A 13,088-nucleotide genomic window follows, 5' to 3' on the forward strand; every position below is an offset into this window, starting at 1 on the left:
ATTACCAATCCAGAGTTGGCTGTAACGTGTCCCTGAAACTGCTTCCACCGAGTATGTTGAGTGCAATTGATTTATTGCCCGATGTACAGACGCCTGTCACCTTATTTACACGGCATTCGATTCGTGAGGAGGTTCCGGGTCAAGGTTTGGCAGGCTATGATCTGCAACTGACCAGTCAGGGGCGGGATCTGGCGCAGGAATGGGGCGCTTATCTGGCTGATCAAACCGATCGCGTGATTCATCACTGTATTTCAAGTCCAATCCAGCGTTGTATTGATACCGCTGCATTGATGATTGAAGGGGCAGATGCGGTTACCCCTGAGCAGAATACCCATCGTATTGAAATTATTGAACAGGGGCTTCTGGTAGAGCCTGGCAGCTTTGTACTGGATATTCAAAAAGCCGGACCTTATTTTGCCAAGCAAGGTGCACTCGGTTTTATCAACAGTTTTGTCAATAATGCCTTGCCGGGGATGAAACAGCCGATTCATGGCGTGGTGGATGTGCTGGAACTGATTTATAACACCCATCCACAAAATAAATATGGATTGAGTCTGGCCGTCAGCCACGATACCATTTTGGCAGCGATGATTGCGGTGATGTCAGGGCGTCAGGATGTTAGTCGGGAAGACTGGCCAAAAATGATGGAAGGTCTGTTTGTCTGGTTTGAAGGTGATGTATTTTTAGAATCCAAGCTGAAATGGATCTGGCGCGGTCAGGTACATGAACTGGATATTGCTGATTTTAAACGTTCCCAACTTTCTTAAATGAAAATATTCTTTTAAAACTCAATTGTTCGCAGCAGTTGAGTTTTTTGTTGGGGAGTTAGGAATTATGAAGATGGTGTGGCCTTTCATATTGACCATTCAATAAAAGTCAGTCTAAAACGATAAAAATAAATTTTAAACTGCACCTTTTACATTTATAGGGTGAAAATTCAATAATGTAAGTATAAAAATTATCTATGCTTAATAAATATAGAAATATTCATCTTGAGGAAAATTATGAAAGTTATCACAATTTTTAGCCTGATCGCGATTTTGGGTTTAACCGCATGTCAAAAGCGGGACACTGACAATACGAAACAGGATAAAACCACTTCGCCATCCTCTATGGATAAAGATCAATAATCTAAAAGAGAGGGAGATTCAGGTTTTTATCTCACAGTATAGCATTGACTGGATGAGTGCTGTCTAAACAAATTATTTTTCTGAATGAGTCATTATATTTTTTAGTTTCTTCAAATTCCAGACACAAAAAAAGCCCTAAAAAGGGCTTTTTTCATTTGCGATTAGTAAGAAGCTAGTGCTTTAACTTGCGCGTTCAAGCGGCTCTTATGACGAGCTGCTTTGTTTTTATGGATGATGCCTTTGTCAGCCATACGGTCGATTACTGGAACAAGCGATTTGTACGCTTCAGTAGCAACTGCATAGTCATTAGTGCTGATAGCAGCTAATGTACGTTTAAGATAGGTACGAACCATAGAACGCAAGCTTGCGTTGTGTTTGCGTGCTTTAACGTTTTGACGAGCACGTTTTTTAGCTTGAGCAGAGTTTGCCACTCGTGCACTCCTTGAAATAGATTGGTCTGGGCGGGCTGAAACTCAACTGAAAACCAACATCAGAGGAATTATCACCAGCCCGTAAACAAGTGCCATATTTTGATTAAACTAAGCACCGAAGTCAAGTCTTGACATGCTTTGACAACATTTTAGATGCAGAAAAATTCTAAAGAAAACGTTAGATTAGTATTCCACCTAGGAGATCGTATAAAAAATGACTAAATCACTGACTCATCCCATCGTGATAGGTGCCACCGGCTTGGTGGGAAAACAACTGATAAAACGTTTGCAAGATGAGCCGACTTGCCAGCAGATTACTGCAGTGGTCAGAAAACATCAAAATGATCTGGATGCTTTGGATAAAGTTCAACAACTGGTACTGGAAGATTTCCTGATGTTGAATGATCAGGATGTTAGTAAGCATAGCCATGGTTTTAGCTGCCTGGGCAGCACCATGAAAAAAGCCGGATCCAAACAGGCATTTTATAGTATTGACTATACCATAAATGCTCACTTTGCAGAGCTATTACAGCAAACCTCAGCCCATTATCTTTTGCTAAGCGCAATGGGTGCCGATTCCCAATCGCATTTTTACTATAATCGGGTCAAAGGTGAGCTAGAAGAATATGTGCAAACATTGTCCTTGGACAGAATCAGCCTGATTCGACCTTCATTACTCATTGGTGAACGTCCAGAGCAGCGCTTTTTGGAAGATATCGCGCAGCAGGTTTATCACAAAGTATCGCGTTTTATTCCGGATAGTTTTGCGTATAAGCCAGTGACAGCCGATCAGGTGGCTCATACTATGGTCGAGGCCGCGCTAACTCAGACGGTAAAATTTGAAATTTATGATAATTTACGCATACAAAAAATGAAATGAGGAGAAAACACCGTGTCTACAGCAGCATTTGTTACCTGTGACTTGTTAGATGATCATCCAGAATTAGAGCTTCAGGTGGTGACACCTTGCCTGGACGGTAAATTTTTTAAGAGTTATGGGGCGCGCAAAACCTTTGGCGGTCAGATTGTGACAGTAAAATGTTTTGAAGATAACTCGCGGGTGAAAGAGTTGTTGGCCACAAATGGAACAGGCAAGGTCCTGGTCGTAGATGGCGGTGCATCCATGCGCTGTGCCTTGATGGGTGACCTGATTGCAGAATCAGCGGTAAAAAATCACTGGAATGGCGTGATTATTTACGGTTGCGTTCGTGATGTCGATGCGATTGCTGAACTTGATCTTGGTGTGCATGCATTGGCGGCTATTCCGCAAAAGAGCAACCGCAAGGGTGTGGGTGAAGTTGATATCTCTCTCTGCTTTTGTGGTGTCACGTTTAATGCTGGCGATTATGTCTATGCAGACAATAATGGTATTGTGGTGTCTAAAACAGCTTTAGTGGCTTAATCGGCTGAAATCTGCATTTCTGCATGCAAGAATAACAACAAAACTCATCTGTACCCTGAAAGACAGGATGCCTAGATTCTGTCTTTCATTAATATAAAACAAAAATAGGAAAATACTATGTTGAGTCATCAAATTAAAGTCGCACAAGCCTTAGCCTCTTCAGTCGCCCAAGGGGGACGTGGCATGGTCGGAACGCCGTTTCCGAATCAGCCTGAAAAATCAATTAAGCTCTATGAATTTGAAGGTTCACCTTTTTGTCGTCGGGTGCGTGAAGTGCTGACCTTACTCAATCTGGATTATGAAGTTTATCCGTGCCCTAAGGGCGGTACAAAATATCGTCCGGTCGTAAAACAGTTGGGTGGCAAGAGCCGCTTTCCATTTTTGGTGGATGAAAATACAGGCGATCAGATGTATGAGTCGCAGGATATTATTCACCATCTATTCAAGCATTATGGCAAAAGTGGCAAAACGCCAAAGAAATATGCAACTTATCCGAAAATTCCAGTCGCCGCTTTTGCTGGAACGATTATCAATGGTGCGCGCGGAGTCTGGATTAATAAACAGGTGCTAAATCGTCCGGCACCGGAACAGCTATTGGAATTATGGGGTTTTGAAGCCAGTCCTTTTGTCCGGGTAGTACGTGGTGTTCTCTCAGAGCTAGAAGTGCCGTTTGTTTTTCATAATGTGGCCAAAGAACGTTGGCAAGATTATGGACCAGCCAAGTTACGTTTAAAGCCGGGGAAATATGAACCGCTTGCGGGTGGCAAGCGTGAACAGTTGTTTGAAATGATGGGAAATACGATTCAGCTGCCTTATCTGGTCGATCCAAATACAGGGGTGAGCATGTTTGAATCGGCTGAGATTGTGAAATATTTAAAACAGCAATACGGTACTGCTTAAAGTAGGAAGCTTGTGTAACTTCAAAGATTTTCTATCTAGAACTGCCATCTTATCAACAGATGGCATTTTTTTATCTGTGTTTAGTGTGAGAGAGATTATGTGTCTCTATGCGCATAAAACCAAAACTTATAAATAAATGAAAAAAATCATGATTTTTAGAGCTTTTTTGTTTATATTTTAATCTTTAATGGGACATAACAATAAATATAAGGGGCGTGCTTATGACAGCACCAGAGGCAGTCTTGCCAGTACCTGTATTAATCGTTGAAGATGAATATGTTATTCAGCGCCGTTTAAAAATTATATTAACCAATCTGGGGTATAACGAAGACGTTCTGCTATTTGCCAATACGGTTAAAGAAGCATATTCCATAATTCAACAACAGCCGATTGCACTGGCCTTGGTGGATTTAGGGTTACCGGATGGAAGTGGGATTTCAATTATTGAAAAAATCCGCGAACAGGACGCACAAGCGTTGATTCTGGTGGTGTCTGCCTGGAGTACCCAAGATAGCCTGTTTAGCGCAATTCAGGCCGGTGCAACCGGTTATGTGCTGAAAGAACGGGATGATGTTGAAGTCGCCTTGGCTATTCGCAGTATTTTGCGTGGCGGTGCACCGATTGATCCCTTTGTTGCCCGTGAAATTTTAAAACAGATTTCTATTCCTGCCATTTCATTAACAGTAGAGCAGAACAGGCCAGCTGCGGATCAGGAAACGCTCACACAGCGGGAGCAGGAAATCCTGTCCTTGGTTGCGCAAGGTCTGAGTAATCGTGAAATTGCCGAGCAGCTCTGTGTATCACGCTATACCGTCGAAAGTCATATCAAGCATATTTACCGCAAACTCTCGGTCAGTAAACGTACCAAGGCGGTCAGTACCGCACGGCATCTGGGAATTCTGTAATGTCATCTGCCTGTTCCAGAAGCAGCAAACGGCAGCGACTGAAATGGATCGGTGTTTTTGTCCTGTGCAGCTGGCTTTGCTTGTTCTGTAGTATCAGTCAGGCACAAAACCATTTTCAGATTAATGATCTTTGTCAGGTGAAGATCGAATATATTCAGAAGGTTCAGGCTCAGGGTCCTACCGAGATGCCGACATCAGGCTGGCAAAGCGTACGTTTGCCGGATAACTGGCAGAATAACTGGAAGAATTATCATGGGGGTGCCTGGTACAAGATTGTCTGGCGTTGGTCATGTCAGGACAACATCCGCCTTGCAGAACCGGTTGCCTTTTCTATTGATTATATTAATTCGGCAGGTGCCGTGTTCCTGAATGGTGACTTGCTTTGGTCTGACCGGAACTTGCAAGAGCCCTTGTCGAAAAGCTGGAATATGCCGCGTTACTGGGTTTTCCCGATTAGCGGTTTGCGTAAAGACAGTAATGAAATCCTGATTTATGTAAATGGCTACAGTTTCCAAAGCGCGGGCCTGGGCAATATTCAGTTTAATAATGTGTTGGTGAATAGCCAGCAGTATTTGGAAAAAATCTGGGATCGCCGTACCGTATTCCAGATCAATATGATTTTCTCTGCCACGATTGGGCTGATCTGTTTCATTATCTGGTTATTCCGGCGTTCAGAAACCACTTTTGGCTGGCTGGCACTCAGTTCACTGTTGTGGATTCTGTTTATTTCCAATGTCTTGACTACAGAAAATTTTCCATTTCACTCCACGATTTCGGCAGCTAAAGCCAATATGCTTTTTTTCATTGCCTATATCCATTGTTTTTGTCTGTATCTGATCCGCTTTGTAAAACAGAAATTTAAGCAGTTGGAGCGAGGATTTATTCTGGTCAGCGTTCTGTCCAGCCTACTGGTGATGATCAGTCCCTTGAATTATCTGGAGCAGGTGCTAGGTGGAGTGTTTATCTTCTATGTATTGCTCTTTGTTAGTTGTACTGTGTATATCAGCTATCAGGCCATCAAAACCCGAAATGGAGAATATCTCTTCCTGACGTTGTGTCTTTGGGGGATTCTGCTGTGTGTAGTCATTGACCTGATCATGTTGAACCAAACCACGGTCAATGAGTTTTCACCTTTATCTCCCTATACCTCACCAATTATTACCTTGTTTGTCGTGCTGATTATGGGCACACGCCTGAATCGTAATGTCAGGAAAATCGAAAAATTTAATACCCAGTTAGAACGTAAAGTCCAGCAGGTCAGTGCTGACCTGAATAAAAGCCTGAGCGATAAACATCAATTGGAGCTGACCAATGTTCGTCTGCAAGAGCGGATTAATCTGTCACATGAACTGCATGACGGGTTGGGAGGGTCTATTGTCCGTTCCATGATTCTGGTGGATCAAAGTAGCGAAACAGTTTCTAAACAGCAGTTTCTTTCCATGCTGAAACTGCTCAGAGATGATCTCAGACAAATCATTGACAGTGGTTCATCTATTGAAAATAAAGTCCCACAAACGCCGGTACTCTGGATCGCACCGGTACGTTATCGTTTTACCCAGCTGATGGAAGAAATGGGGATTGTAGTTGAATGGTCATTTCCAAAAGTCTGGCAGCGTGAACCGACGGCATTACAGTGTTTAACCTTGATCCGAGTAGTCGAAGAAAGTCTGACCAATATCATTAAGCATAGTCAGGCCAGTCAGGTAAAAGTCAGTCTGGAATATTCCCAGCCACATCAGCTTACTTTAAGCATTCAGGATAATGGCATCGGTTTCGATGCTGACATGGTGCAAAAAAATGGTCTGAGTATTGGAATGCGCAGCATGAAAATGCGGGTTGAGCGCATGGGAGGATTGTTCCAGATTGAATCTGAACAAGGAGATACGCTGATTCGTGTTGTATTAGAGCTGTATCAGCCTTAATTAGTTAGAATTCTAGACTCTAAAAATAAAAAAGAGGATCATGTGATCCTCTTAAAATTATTGCCTAAATAGAACCGTGGAAAGATTACTCGTCTTCTGGCGGTGGAACCAGCATCAACACGGCTTCATTTAATAATGCAGCAACATCTTCCAGAATTTCTTCATCAGCGAAGTCTTCACCGAATAACAGCGCTTCACCATCTGCAAGCTGTTTGAGTTTTGCGGTAAATGTCTCAGAGATGCACACACCCTCACCATTTGCCCAGAACAGAACGTCGCCGTCCGTTTCAGTATAAAGCAGGCGTGACGCAGGTTCGAGCATCAGGCTATAGCCCTGATCGAGTGCTTCTTCCAGATCACCTGTACCGATTTCTTCTGCTTCAGGCAGGTTTTCAGGATATTTAGGTTCGGACATCAAGCTCATGATGGCATCTTCGAGAACATTGGAATTATGCAGTTGCTGCATGATGTGTTCTTTCAGATATTCCAGCTCATTGCTGCTCACTTCACCGATAGCACCGACTTGATCACGGTTGATATCCAGCAATGGGTTACGCAGCGTTTCATTTTCAGAGAATTTATCCCCGACACGATCCATCATGTCACTGATATTTGGCATGCGGAAACCGAATGAATAAGTCAGGCAGTCATCTTCAGCCACGCCGTAATGAGCCAGACCAGGCGGCACATAGAGCAAGTCGCCAGGTGCCAGCACTTCATCAAAGTTCACTTCTATTTCAGGCAATAATTTAAGCGGTTGACCCGGAACAAATGGAGTTTCGGTATCACACATTTGCCCAAGCTGCCAGCGACGATGGCCATAGCCTTGTACCAGAAACACATCATAGAAATCGAAATGCTTGCCGACTGAACCGCCTTGCGGTGCATAAGACACCATGATGTCATCGCGACGCCATTGTGGAATAAATGGGAATTTTTTCCAAAGTGCCGACAGGTCAAATGAATAGTGATCTACAGCCTGAACCAAAAGCGTCCAGAGCTTGGGCATTTTCTGGAAATCTGCTTTGAGCAAAGGTGAAGATTTCACGCTCCATTGATTCGGATCACGATCTTTCTGCTTGATGAGACGGGCAGTGACATGTTCTTCAAGCGCAAGTTCCATCACATCATTGGGTTCAAGCAAACTGGCGATTTCAGGCATTGCATTACGCACCAGTAAAGGTTTCTTTTGCCAGTATTCGCTAAGGAATTGTTCAGCGGTAATACCGCCTAATACGTCTAAAGGTTGAGACATAGATTACAGCCTGAATTTAAATGGGAGATTAAGGAACCAAAATTTTTAATTCACGAAGAATATGACAGAGCTTGATCATTGGCATGCCCATCAGCGTGGTCTGATCTTGTCCGATCATTTCTTCAAACAAGCTGATACCGAGGCTTTCACATTTGAAACTGCCTGCACAATGCAAAGGTTGTTCAATTTCGACATAACGCTCGATTTCGACCTGAGACAGTTTGCGGAACTTGACTTTATAGTGTTCAACCAGACTTTGTTCAAAACCGGTCGATAGCTGCTGCACACTGAGCGCAGTACTAAAATAGACAATCTTGTCCGAGTTGGCTTGTAGCTGGCGAATGGCCTTTTCAGTCGTTAACGGTTTACCAATAAAAATATCCGGCGCACCTTCACGCCATGCCACCTGATCTGAGCCGATCACAATCGCTTCTGGATTTTGTTCAGCAATATATCTGGCTTTCTCAAAAGCCAGTCGTTGTGCCAGATCATCTGCGTGATTTTCCCCGCGAGGAGATTCATCAATATCCGGTACCATGGAAATATAATTAATATGCAGACGATCCATCAGCGCTTTGCGGGTTTGACTGGACGATGCCAAGATAATCTGTGCAGAATTCATTAGACAGCATATTCCTCAAGAATATTTAACGGTACATACGCCAGAACAGCTTTGTGACAGGCTTGTAGCTTGATCGGTGGAGCTTGACCCGCTTCATAGGCTTCGACCCAGCGCGTTACGCAGATACACCAGAAATCGCCAGGTTGCAGGCCCGGGAAATCCAGTTCGGGCAAAGGCGTAATCAGGTCATTACCGACTTTTTGAGAAAAATTCAGAAATTCTGAGGTCATTTGCGCGCAAACCGTATGCTGGCCCAGATCGGTGGTCGCAGTATGGCAAAAGCCATTGCGGAAATATCCGGTAATCGGATCGAAGCAACAGCTGGACAAAGGCTCACCTAACACGTTCAAACGGTTAAGATTTGGATCAGGATGTATCGACATAGGGACTGAATCTAAAAGAGGCTTTTTTCTATCATAACAAAACTTTGGCATTCATAATGTTTTCTGCAAAAGATGCTAACCTTTTTCTGCATAATCATTTAAAATCGCCTGGTTTTAATATCTATAAAGTGAGCTCTACATGAACTTTCAGCGTATGACTGACCTCGATTTAGCAGGTAAACGTGTTCTGATCCGTGAAGATTTAAACGTTCCTGTTAAAAATGGTGTGATCACCAGCGATGCGCGTCTTCGTGCAGCATTGCCAACGATTAAAGCAGCACTAGAAAAAGGCGCTGCAGTCATGGTGTATTCTCATCTGGGTCGTCCGGTTGAAGGTGAGCCTAAAGCTGAACAGTCACTTGCTCCTGTAGCGGCTTACTTGACTGAAGCTTTGGGCCAAGAAGTGAAACTGTTTACTGACTATTTAGATGGCGTTGATGTTCAGCCAGGTCAGGTAGTTCTACTGGAAAATTGCCGTTTTAACGTCGGCGAGAAGAAAAACAATCCTGAACTTGCAGCAAAATATGCAGCATTGTGTGATGTATTCGTGATGGATGCCTTTGGTACAGCACACCGTGCAGAAGCATCTACTGAAGGCGTAGCGCGTCTGGCTAAAGTTGCAGCTGCAGGTCCTTTACTGGCAGCTGAACTTGATGCGCTTGGTCGTGCACTGCAAACCCCTGAAAAGCCAATGGTGGCGATTGTTGCAGGTTCTAAAGTCTCTACCAAGCTGGACGTTTTAACCTCACTTTCTGACATTTGTGATCAATTGATCGTCGGTGGTGGTATTGCCAACACGTTCCTTGCTGCGGCCGGTTATAACGTGGGCAAATCATTGTGTGAAAAGGATCTGATCGATACGGCAAAAGCCATTGCTGCAAAAGTAGCAGTTCCACTTCCTACTGACGTTGTGGTTGCAGATGCCTCTGAAATTAACTTTGAAGACTTCCTGGGTTCATTGGCTGCTGCAAAAGCAACGGTGAAAAACGTTGCAGATGTTGCTGATAACGACATGATTCTAGATGTTGGTCCGGAAACTGCGAAAGCATTTGCAGAAATCCTGAAAACCTCTAAAACCATTCTTTGGAATGGCCCGGTAGGCGTATTTGAAGTAGATCAATTCGGTGAAGGGACTAAAACTTTATCTTTAGCGATTGCTGAATCGGAAGGTTTCTCGATCGCGGGTGGTGGTGACACGCTTGCTGCGATCGACAAGTACGAAGTGGCTGACAAGATTGGCTATATCTCGACGGGTGGTGGTGCATTCCTTGAATTCGTTGAAGGTAAAACCCTTCCTGCTGTTGCAGTGCTATTAGAACGTGCTTAATTGCATGTCCTAAGCTAAAAAGCTGGCAAAGTGCCAGCTTTTTTTATGTCATTTTTTTGACAGTGCAAACTTACCCTTCATGGCTTGGTCATTAAAATGCAATAAATCTGTCATAAGATGCAGTCATTAAATCACCAAATGATGAGAATACGTGATGAAAAAACAGTTAACTATTGCAGTATTATTAGCAGCATCTCTGGCATTAACTGCGTGTGCAAAACAGGAAAGTGCACCAGAAGCTGAAGCAGAAAGCTCGGCAGCAGTGGCAGATCAGACGGTGACTCCAGAACAGCAAGCTGCCATTGATGCCATTGACCAGCCAATTTTAGATGAAAAAAATACCGATATTCCAGCTGAAGTTGCCAATGCACCAGCAGATGAAGCGACTGCAGACGAGTCGGTTGCTGCGACTTCAGAGCCTGTAGCACCTTAATCTGACTGATGTGACACAAAATCCCTGCAAATGCAGGGATTTTTTTTAAATAGTGTTATTTGTTGCTGAATTGAAACCTTTGAACATGTAGAATATGTGGCATTCACTGGGAGGATATTATGGCTCTTATTTCATTGCGCCAGCTCTTGGATCACGCCGGCGAACATGCTTACGGCGTACCAGCATTTAACGTAAACAACTTAGAACAAATGCGTGCAATTATGCTTGCAGCAGATGCAACCAATTCACCTGTTATCGTACAAGCATCTGCGGGTGCGCGTAAATATGCAGGCGCTCCGTTCTTGCGTCACCTAATTTTGGCTGCAATTGAAGAATGGCCACATATTCCAGTGGTAATGCATCAAGACCACGGTACCAGCCCTGATATTTGCCAACGTTCAATCCAGTTAGGCTTTTCATCAGTAATGATGGACGGTTCACTCGGTGAAGACGGTAAAACACCAACTTCATATGAATATAACGTTGATGTGACTCGCCGTACAGTTCAAATGGCACATGCGTGTGGCGTATCTGTTGAAGGTGAAATCGGTTGTTTGGGTAGCCTTGAAACAGGTATGGCGGGTGAAGAAGATGGCGTAGGCGCAGAAGGCGTACTGGATCATTCTCAACTCCTGACTTCAGTTGAAGAAGCGCGTAGCTTCGTTGCTGATACCAATGTTGATGCGCTTGCAATTGCAGTAGGTACTTCACACGGTGCGTACAAGTTCACGCGTCCACCTACAGGTGATATTCTTGCGATTGACCGCATTAAAGAAATTCACGCAGCACTTCCAAACACACATCTTGTCATGCACGGTTCAAGCTCTGTGCCACAAGAATGGTTGGCAGTGATTAACCAGTATGGCGGCGACATCAAGGAAACTTACGGTGTTCCGGTTGAACAGCTGGTTGAAGCGATCAAACACGGCGTGCGCAAGATTAACATCGATACTGACTTGCGTTTGGCATCTACCGGTGCAATGCGTCGTATGATGGCAGAAAAACCAAGCGAATTCGATCCTCGTAAATTCTTCAGCGCAACTGTAGACGCAATGAAGCAAATTTGTATCGATCGTTACGAAGCTTTTGGTACTGCAGGTAATGCAGACAAGATTCGCCCAATTTCTTTAGAGAAAATGGTGTCACACTATAAATAATTCCCAGTGAATCATTTATAAAAAAAGCCCACTGCAAATGTGGGCTTTTTTGTAGACTCATAAATATCAAGAATAAGAGCAGCATATGGAACTGATTTTCGCAGCAGCGCTATGCAGCGTTGCGGTCTCAATATTATTAAAAGTCGCCAAAAATAAGGGCTTGAGTCCGATACACATGATTAGCTGGAACTATATGACAGCCAGCCTCTTGTGTTTTTTCTGGTTCAAGCCTGATATTCAACATATTTCAATGTCTCAGACGCCTTGGTTGCTTATTCTGGCTCTGGGTATTTTGCTTCCGAGCGTATTCTTGTTTCTGGCCAAGGCTTTGCAAACGGCTGGGATTTTAAAAACCGAAATTGCCCAGCGACTCTCGGTAGTTTTGTCACTGGCTGCAGCCTATTTCATTTTTCAGGAACAGTTTAATCAGCTGAAAATACTCGGGATCGCTTTAGGTATTGGCGCAGTGCTGTGCATCCTGTTTTCACATCGACAAAGTACAGGACAGGGCAGTCAGGGAATGTTATATCTGGGCTTGGTCTGGGTCGGTTATGCACTGATAGATGTATTGTTGAAATATACAACCAGTCTTGGCCTGCAATTCGCGGTGGCGCTGAATCTGATGTTTGTTTGCGCTCTGATCATTTCGATGGGCTATCTGTTACTCAAATATAAAAGCTTGGGCTCGATGCAGAATATCGGCGCTGGTCTGTTATTGGGTATCCTGAATTTTGCCAATATTGCGTTCTATGTCAAAGCCCATATGCTGCTCAAGGATTCACCGGCGATCGTCTTTGCCGGCATGAATATTCTGGTGGTGGTATTTGGTGTGATAGCAGGTCTGGTATTCTTTAAAGAGCGGCTCAAACCTGCAAGTACTCTAGGATTGCTGCTAGGCTTGACTAGTGTGATTTGCCTAGCTTATGCAATGTCTGTTTGACATAAGAAGATGCAAATTCAATCGGATGTCGGAGCAGGTCGCCTGCTTCGGCCAGTCCAAGCAATAAACCGGTCTGTTGGCAGTCTGGACAATGCGGATAACGATGCTGCTGATCTTTATAGTGCTGGAGATAAATTTTATCGCAATGATGGCATTCAAATTTCAGGGATTTGGATGTAAGGAGCGACATAGATGACCTCTATTGTTATTCTATTAGATGGTAAATTAAATAAAGCAAAAAATAGGCCCGAATTGATATGGAAAGGGGCGCTTGACCCCTT

At 43.8% G+C, this 13,088-nt stretch carries 16 protein-coding genes; 11 read left to right on the plus strand and 5 right to left on the minus strand.

Translation table 11 applies throughout. From position 1 onward, the window contains the following. Positions 1-26: 26 nt before the first annotated feature. Both AC13CK_RS09420 and AC13CK_RS09425 read left to right on the plus strand, forming a co-directional pair. On the plus strand, positions 27-767 hold the full coding sequence (locus AC13CK_RS09420) for a histidine phosphatase family protein (protein WP_253147948.1): 741 nt from the start codon (positions 27-29) through the stop codon (positions 765-767). Positions 768-1,004: 237 nt separating this feature from the next. Beyond that, a complete protein-coding gene (locus AC13CK_RS09425) occupies positions 1,005-1,130 on the plus strand; it encodes a hypothetical protein (protein WP_004646731.1) in 126 nt (41 codons plus the stop codon). 161 nt (positions 1,131-1,291) lie between these two features. On the opposite strand, the gene rpsT is transcribed toward AC13CK_RS09425, so the two are convergent. Further along, positions 1,292-1,561, minus strand: a complete 270-nt coding sequence (gene rpsT, locus AC13CK_RS09430) for a 30S ribosomal protein S20 (protein WP_482831126.1) — start codon at positions 1,559-1,561, stop codon at positions 1,292-1,294. A 214-nt stretch (positions 1,562-1,775) separates the two neighbouring features. Here rpsT and AC13CK_RS09435 point away from each other — a divergent pair, with 214 nt between their 5' ends. The 5 genes from AC13CK_RS09435 to AC13CK_RS09455 all read left to right on the plus strand — a co-directional run bounded on the left by AC13CK_RS09435 (position 1,776) and on the right by AC13CK_RS09455 (position 6,690). Further along, positions 1,776-2,441 carry an NAD(P)H-binding protein gene (locus AC13CK_RS09435; protein ID WP_100355031.1) on the plus strand — a complete coding sequence of 222 codons (666 nt, stop codon included), beginning with the start codon at positions 1,776-1,778 and terminating at the stop codon, positions 2,439-2,441. Between the two features lie 12 nt (positions 2,442-2,453). Continuing rightward, positions 2,454-2,963, plus strand: a complete 510-nt coding sequence (rraA, locus tag AC13CK_RS09440; protein WP_482831127.1) for a ribonuclease E activity regulator RraA — start codon at positions 2,454-2,456, stop codon at positions 2,961-2,963. 117 nt (positions 2,964-3,080) lie between these two features. Further along, positions 3,081-3,863: a glutathione S-transferase N-terminal domain-containing protein gene (locus AC13CK_RS09445; RefSeq protein WP_224215737.1), complete on the plus strand. Its 783-nt coding sequence runs from the start codon at positions 3,081-3,083 to the stop codon at positions 3,861-3,863. Between the two features lie 221 nt (positions 3,864-4,084). After that, entirely contained in the window at positions 4,085-4,768 is a 684-nt protein-coding gene (locus AC13CK_RS09450) for a response regulator (RefSeq protein ID WP_482831128.1), read from the plus strand. After that, on the plus strand, positions 4,768-6,690 hold the full coding sequence (locus AC13CK_RS09455) for a sensor histidine kinase (RefSeq protein ID WP_425878251.1): 1,923 nt from the start codon (positions 4,768-4,770) through the stop codon (positions 6,688-6,690). Before AC13CK_RS09450 ends, AC13CK_RS09455 begins: the two co-directional genes overlap by 1 nt. Positions 6,691-6,775: 85 nt before the next feature. On the opposite strand, the gene AC13CK_RS09460 is transcribed toward AC13CK_RS09455, so the two are convergent. From AC13CK_RS09460 to AC13CK_RS09470, 3 genes are read right to left on the minus strand one after another with little or no spacing between them, the layout of a single operon-like run. Continuing rightward, positions 6,776-7,945, minus strand: a complete 1,170-nt coding sequence (locus tag AC13CK_RS09460; RefSeq protein WP_425878253.1) for a ribosomal protein uL16 3-hydroxylase — start codon at positions 7,943-7,945, stop codon at positions 6,776-6,778. Between the two features lie 28 nt (positions 7,946-7,973). After that, on the minus strand, positions 7,974-8,567 hold the full coding sequence (locus tag AC13CK_RS09465; protein ID WP_004279859.1) for a Maf family protein: 594 nt from the start codon (positions 8,565-8,567) through the stop codon (positions 7,974-7,976). Further along, positions 8,567-8,950, minus strand: coding sequence for a DUF2237 family protein (locus AC13CK_RS09470; RefSeq protein WP_004279857.1), 384 nt, complete (start codon positions 8,948-8,950; stop codon positions 8,567-8,569). Before AC13CK_RS09470 ends, AC13CK_RS09465 begins: the two co-directional genes overlap by 1 nt. A gap of 139 nt (positions 8,951-9,089) precedes the next feature. Here AC13CK_RS09470 and AC13CK_RS09475 point away from each other — a divergent pair, with 139 nt between their 5' ends. The 4 genes from AC13CK_RS09475 (at position 9,090) to AC13CK_RS09490 (ending at position 12,807) form a co-directional block, all read left to right on the plus strand. Next, positions 9,090-10,277 (plus strand): phosphoglycerate kinase, encoded by a 1,188-nt coding sequence (locus AC13CK_RS09475; protein ID WP_004279856.1) that lies wholly within the window; start codon positions 9,090-9,092, stop codon positions 10,275-10,277. A 154-nt stretch (positions 10,278-10,431) separates the two neighbouring features. Continuing rightward, positions 10,432-10,710: a hypothetical protein gene (locus AC13CK_RS09480; protein WP_005107177.1), complete on the plus strand. Its 279-nt coding sequence runs from the start codon at positions 10,432-10,434 to the stop codon at positions 10,708-10,710. Between the two features lie 119 nt (positions 10,711-10,829). Next, positions 10,830-11,867 (plus strand): class II fructose-bisphosphate aldolase, encoded by a 1,038-nt coding sequence (gene fba / locus AC13CK_RS09485; protein ID WP_004279853.1) that lies wholly within the window; start codon positions 10,830-10,832, stop codon positions 11,865-11,867. Positions 11,868-11,952: 85 nt separating this feature from the next. After that, positions 11,953-12,807, plus strand: coding sequence for an EamA family transporter (locus AC13CK_RS09490; RefSeq protein ID WP_425878257.1), 855 nt, complete (start codon positions 11,953-11,955; stop codon positions 12,805-12,807). On the opposite strand, the gene AC13CK_RS09495 is transcribed toward AC13CK_RS09490, so the two are convergent. Next, positions 12,770-12,997, minus strand: a complete 228-nt coding sequence (locus AC13CK_RS09495) for a hypothetical protein (protein ID WP_425878259.1) — start codon at positions 12,995-12,997, stop codon at positions 12,770-12,772. The two genes, AC13CK_RS09490 and AC13CK_RS09495, sit on opposite strands and share 38 nt — an antisense overlap. Between the last annotated feature and the right edge of the window lie 91 nt (positions 12,998-13,088).

It is taken from the genome of Acinetobacter sp. L-24 (genome assembly GCF_056857555.1).

What these genes read in the sequence shown, in the direction of transcription:
- AC13CK_RS09425 (WP_004646731.1), top strand. Translation starts at nt 1,005, where the DNA reads ATGAAAGTTATCACAATTTTTAGCCTGATCGCGATTTTGGGTTTAACC.
- AC13CK_RS09435 (WP_100355031.1), top strand. Translation starts at nt 1,776, where the DNA reads ATGACTAAATCACTGACTCATCCCATCGTGATAGGTGCCACCGGCTTG.
- AC13CK_RS09445 (WP_224215737.1), top strand. Translation starts at nt 3,081, where the DNA reads ATGTTGAGTCATCAAATTAAAGTCGCACAAGCCTTAGCCTCTTCAGTC.
- AC13CK_RS09450 (WP_482831128.1), top strand. Translation starts at nt 4,085, where the DNA reads ATGACAGCACCAGAGGCAGTCTTGCCAGTACCTGTATTAATCGTTGAA.
- AC13CK_RS09455 (WP_425878251.1), top strand. Translation starts at nt 4,768, where the DNA reads ATGTCATCTGCCTGTTCCAGAAGCAGCAAACGGCAGCGACTGAAATGG.
- AC13CK_RS09460 (WP_425878253.1), bottom strand. Translation starts at nt 7,945, where the DNA reads ATGTCTCAACCTTTAGACGTATTAGGCGGTATTACCGCTGAACAATTC.
- AC13CK_RS09465 (WP_004279859.1), bottom strand. Translation starts at nt 8,567, where the DNA reads ATGAATTCTGCACAGATTATCTTGGCATCGTCCAGTCAAACCCGCAAA.
- AC13CK_RS09470 (WP_004279857.1), bottom strand. Translation starts at nt 8,950, where the DNA reads ATGTCGATACATCCTGATCCAAATCTTAACCGTTTGAACGTGTTAGGT.
- AC13CK_RS09475 (WP_004279856.1), top strand. Translation starts at nt 9,090, where the DNA reads ATGAACTTTCAGCGTATGACTGACCTCGATTTAGCAGGTAAACGTGTT.
- AC13CK_RS09480 (WP_005107177.1), top strand. Translation starts at nt 10,432, where the DNA reads ATGAAAAAACAGTTAACTATTGCAGTATTATTAGCAGCATCTCTGGCA.
- fba (WP_004279853.1), top strand. Translation starts at nt 10,830, where the DNA reads ATGGCTCTTATTTCATTGCGCCAGCTCTTGGATCACGCCGGCGAACAT.
- AC13CK_RS09490 (WP_425878257.1), top strand. Translation starts at nt 11,953, where the DNA reads ATGGAACTGATTTTCGCAGCAGCGCTATGCAGCGTTGCGGTCTCAATA.
- AC13CK_RS09495 (WP_425878259.1), bottom strand. Translation starts at nt 12,997, where the DNA reads ATGTCGCTCCTTACATCCAAATCCCTGAAATTTGAATGCCATCATTGC.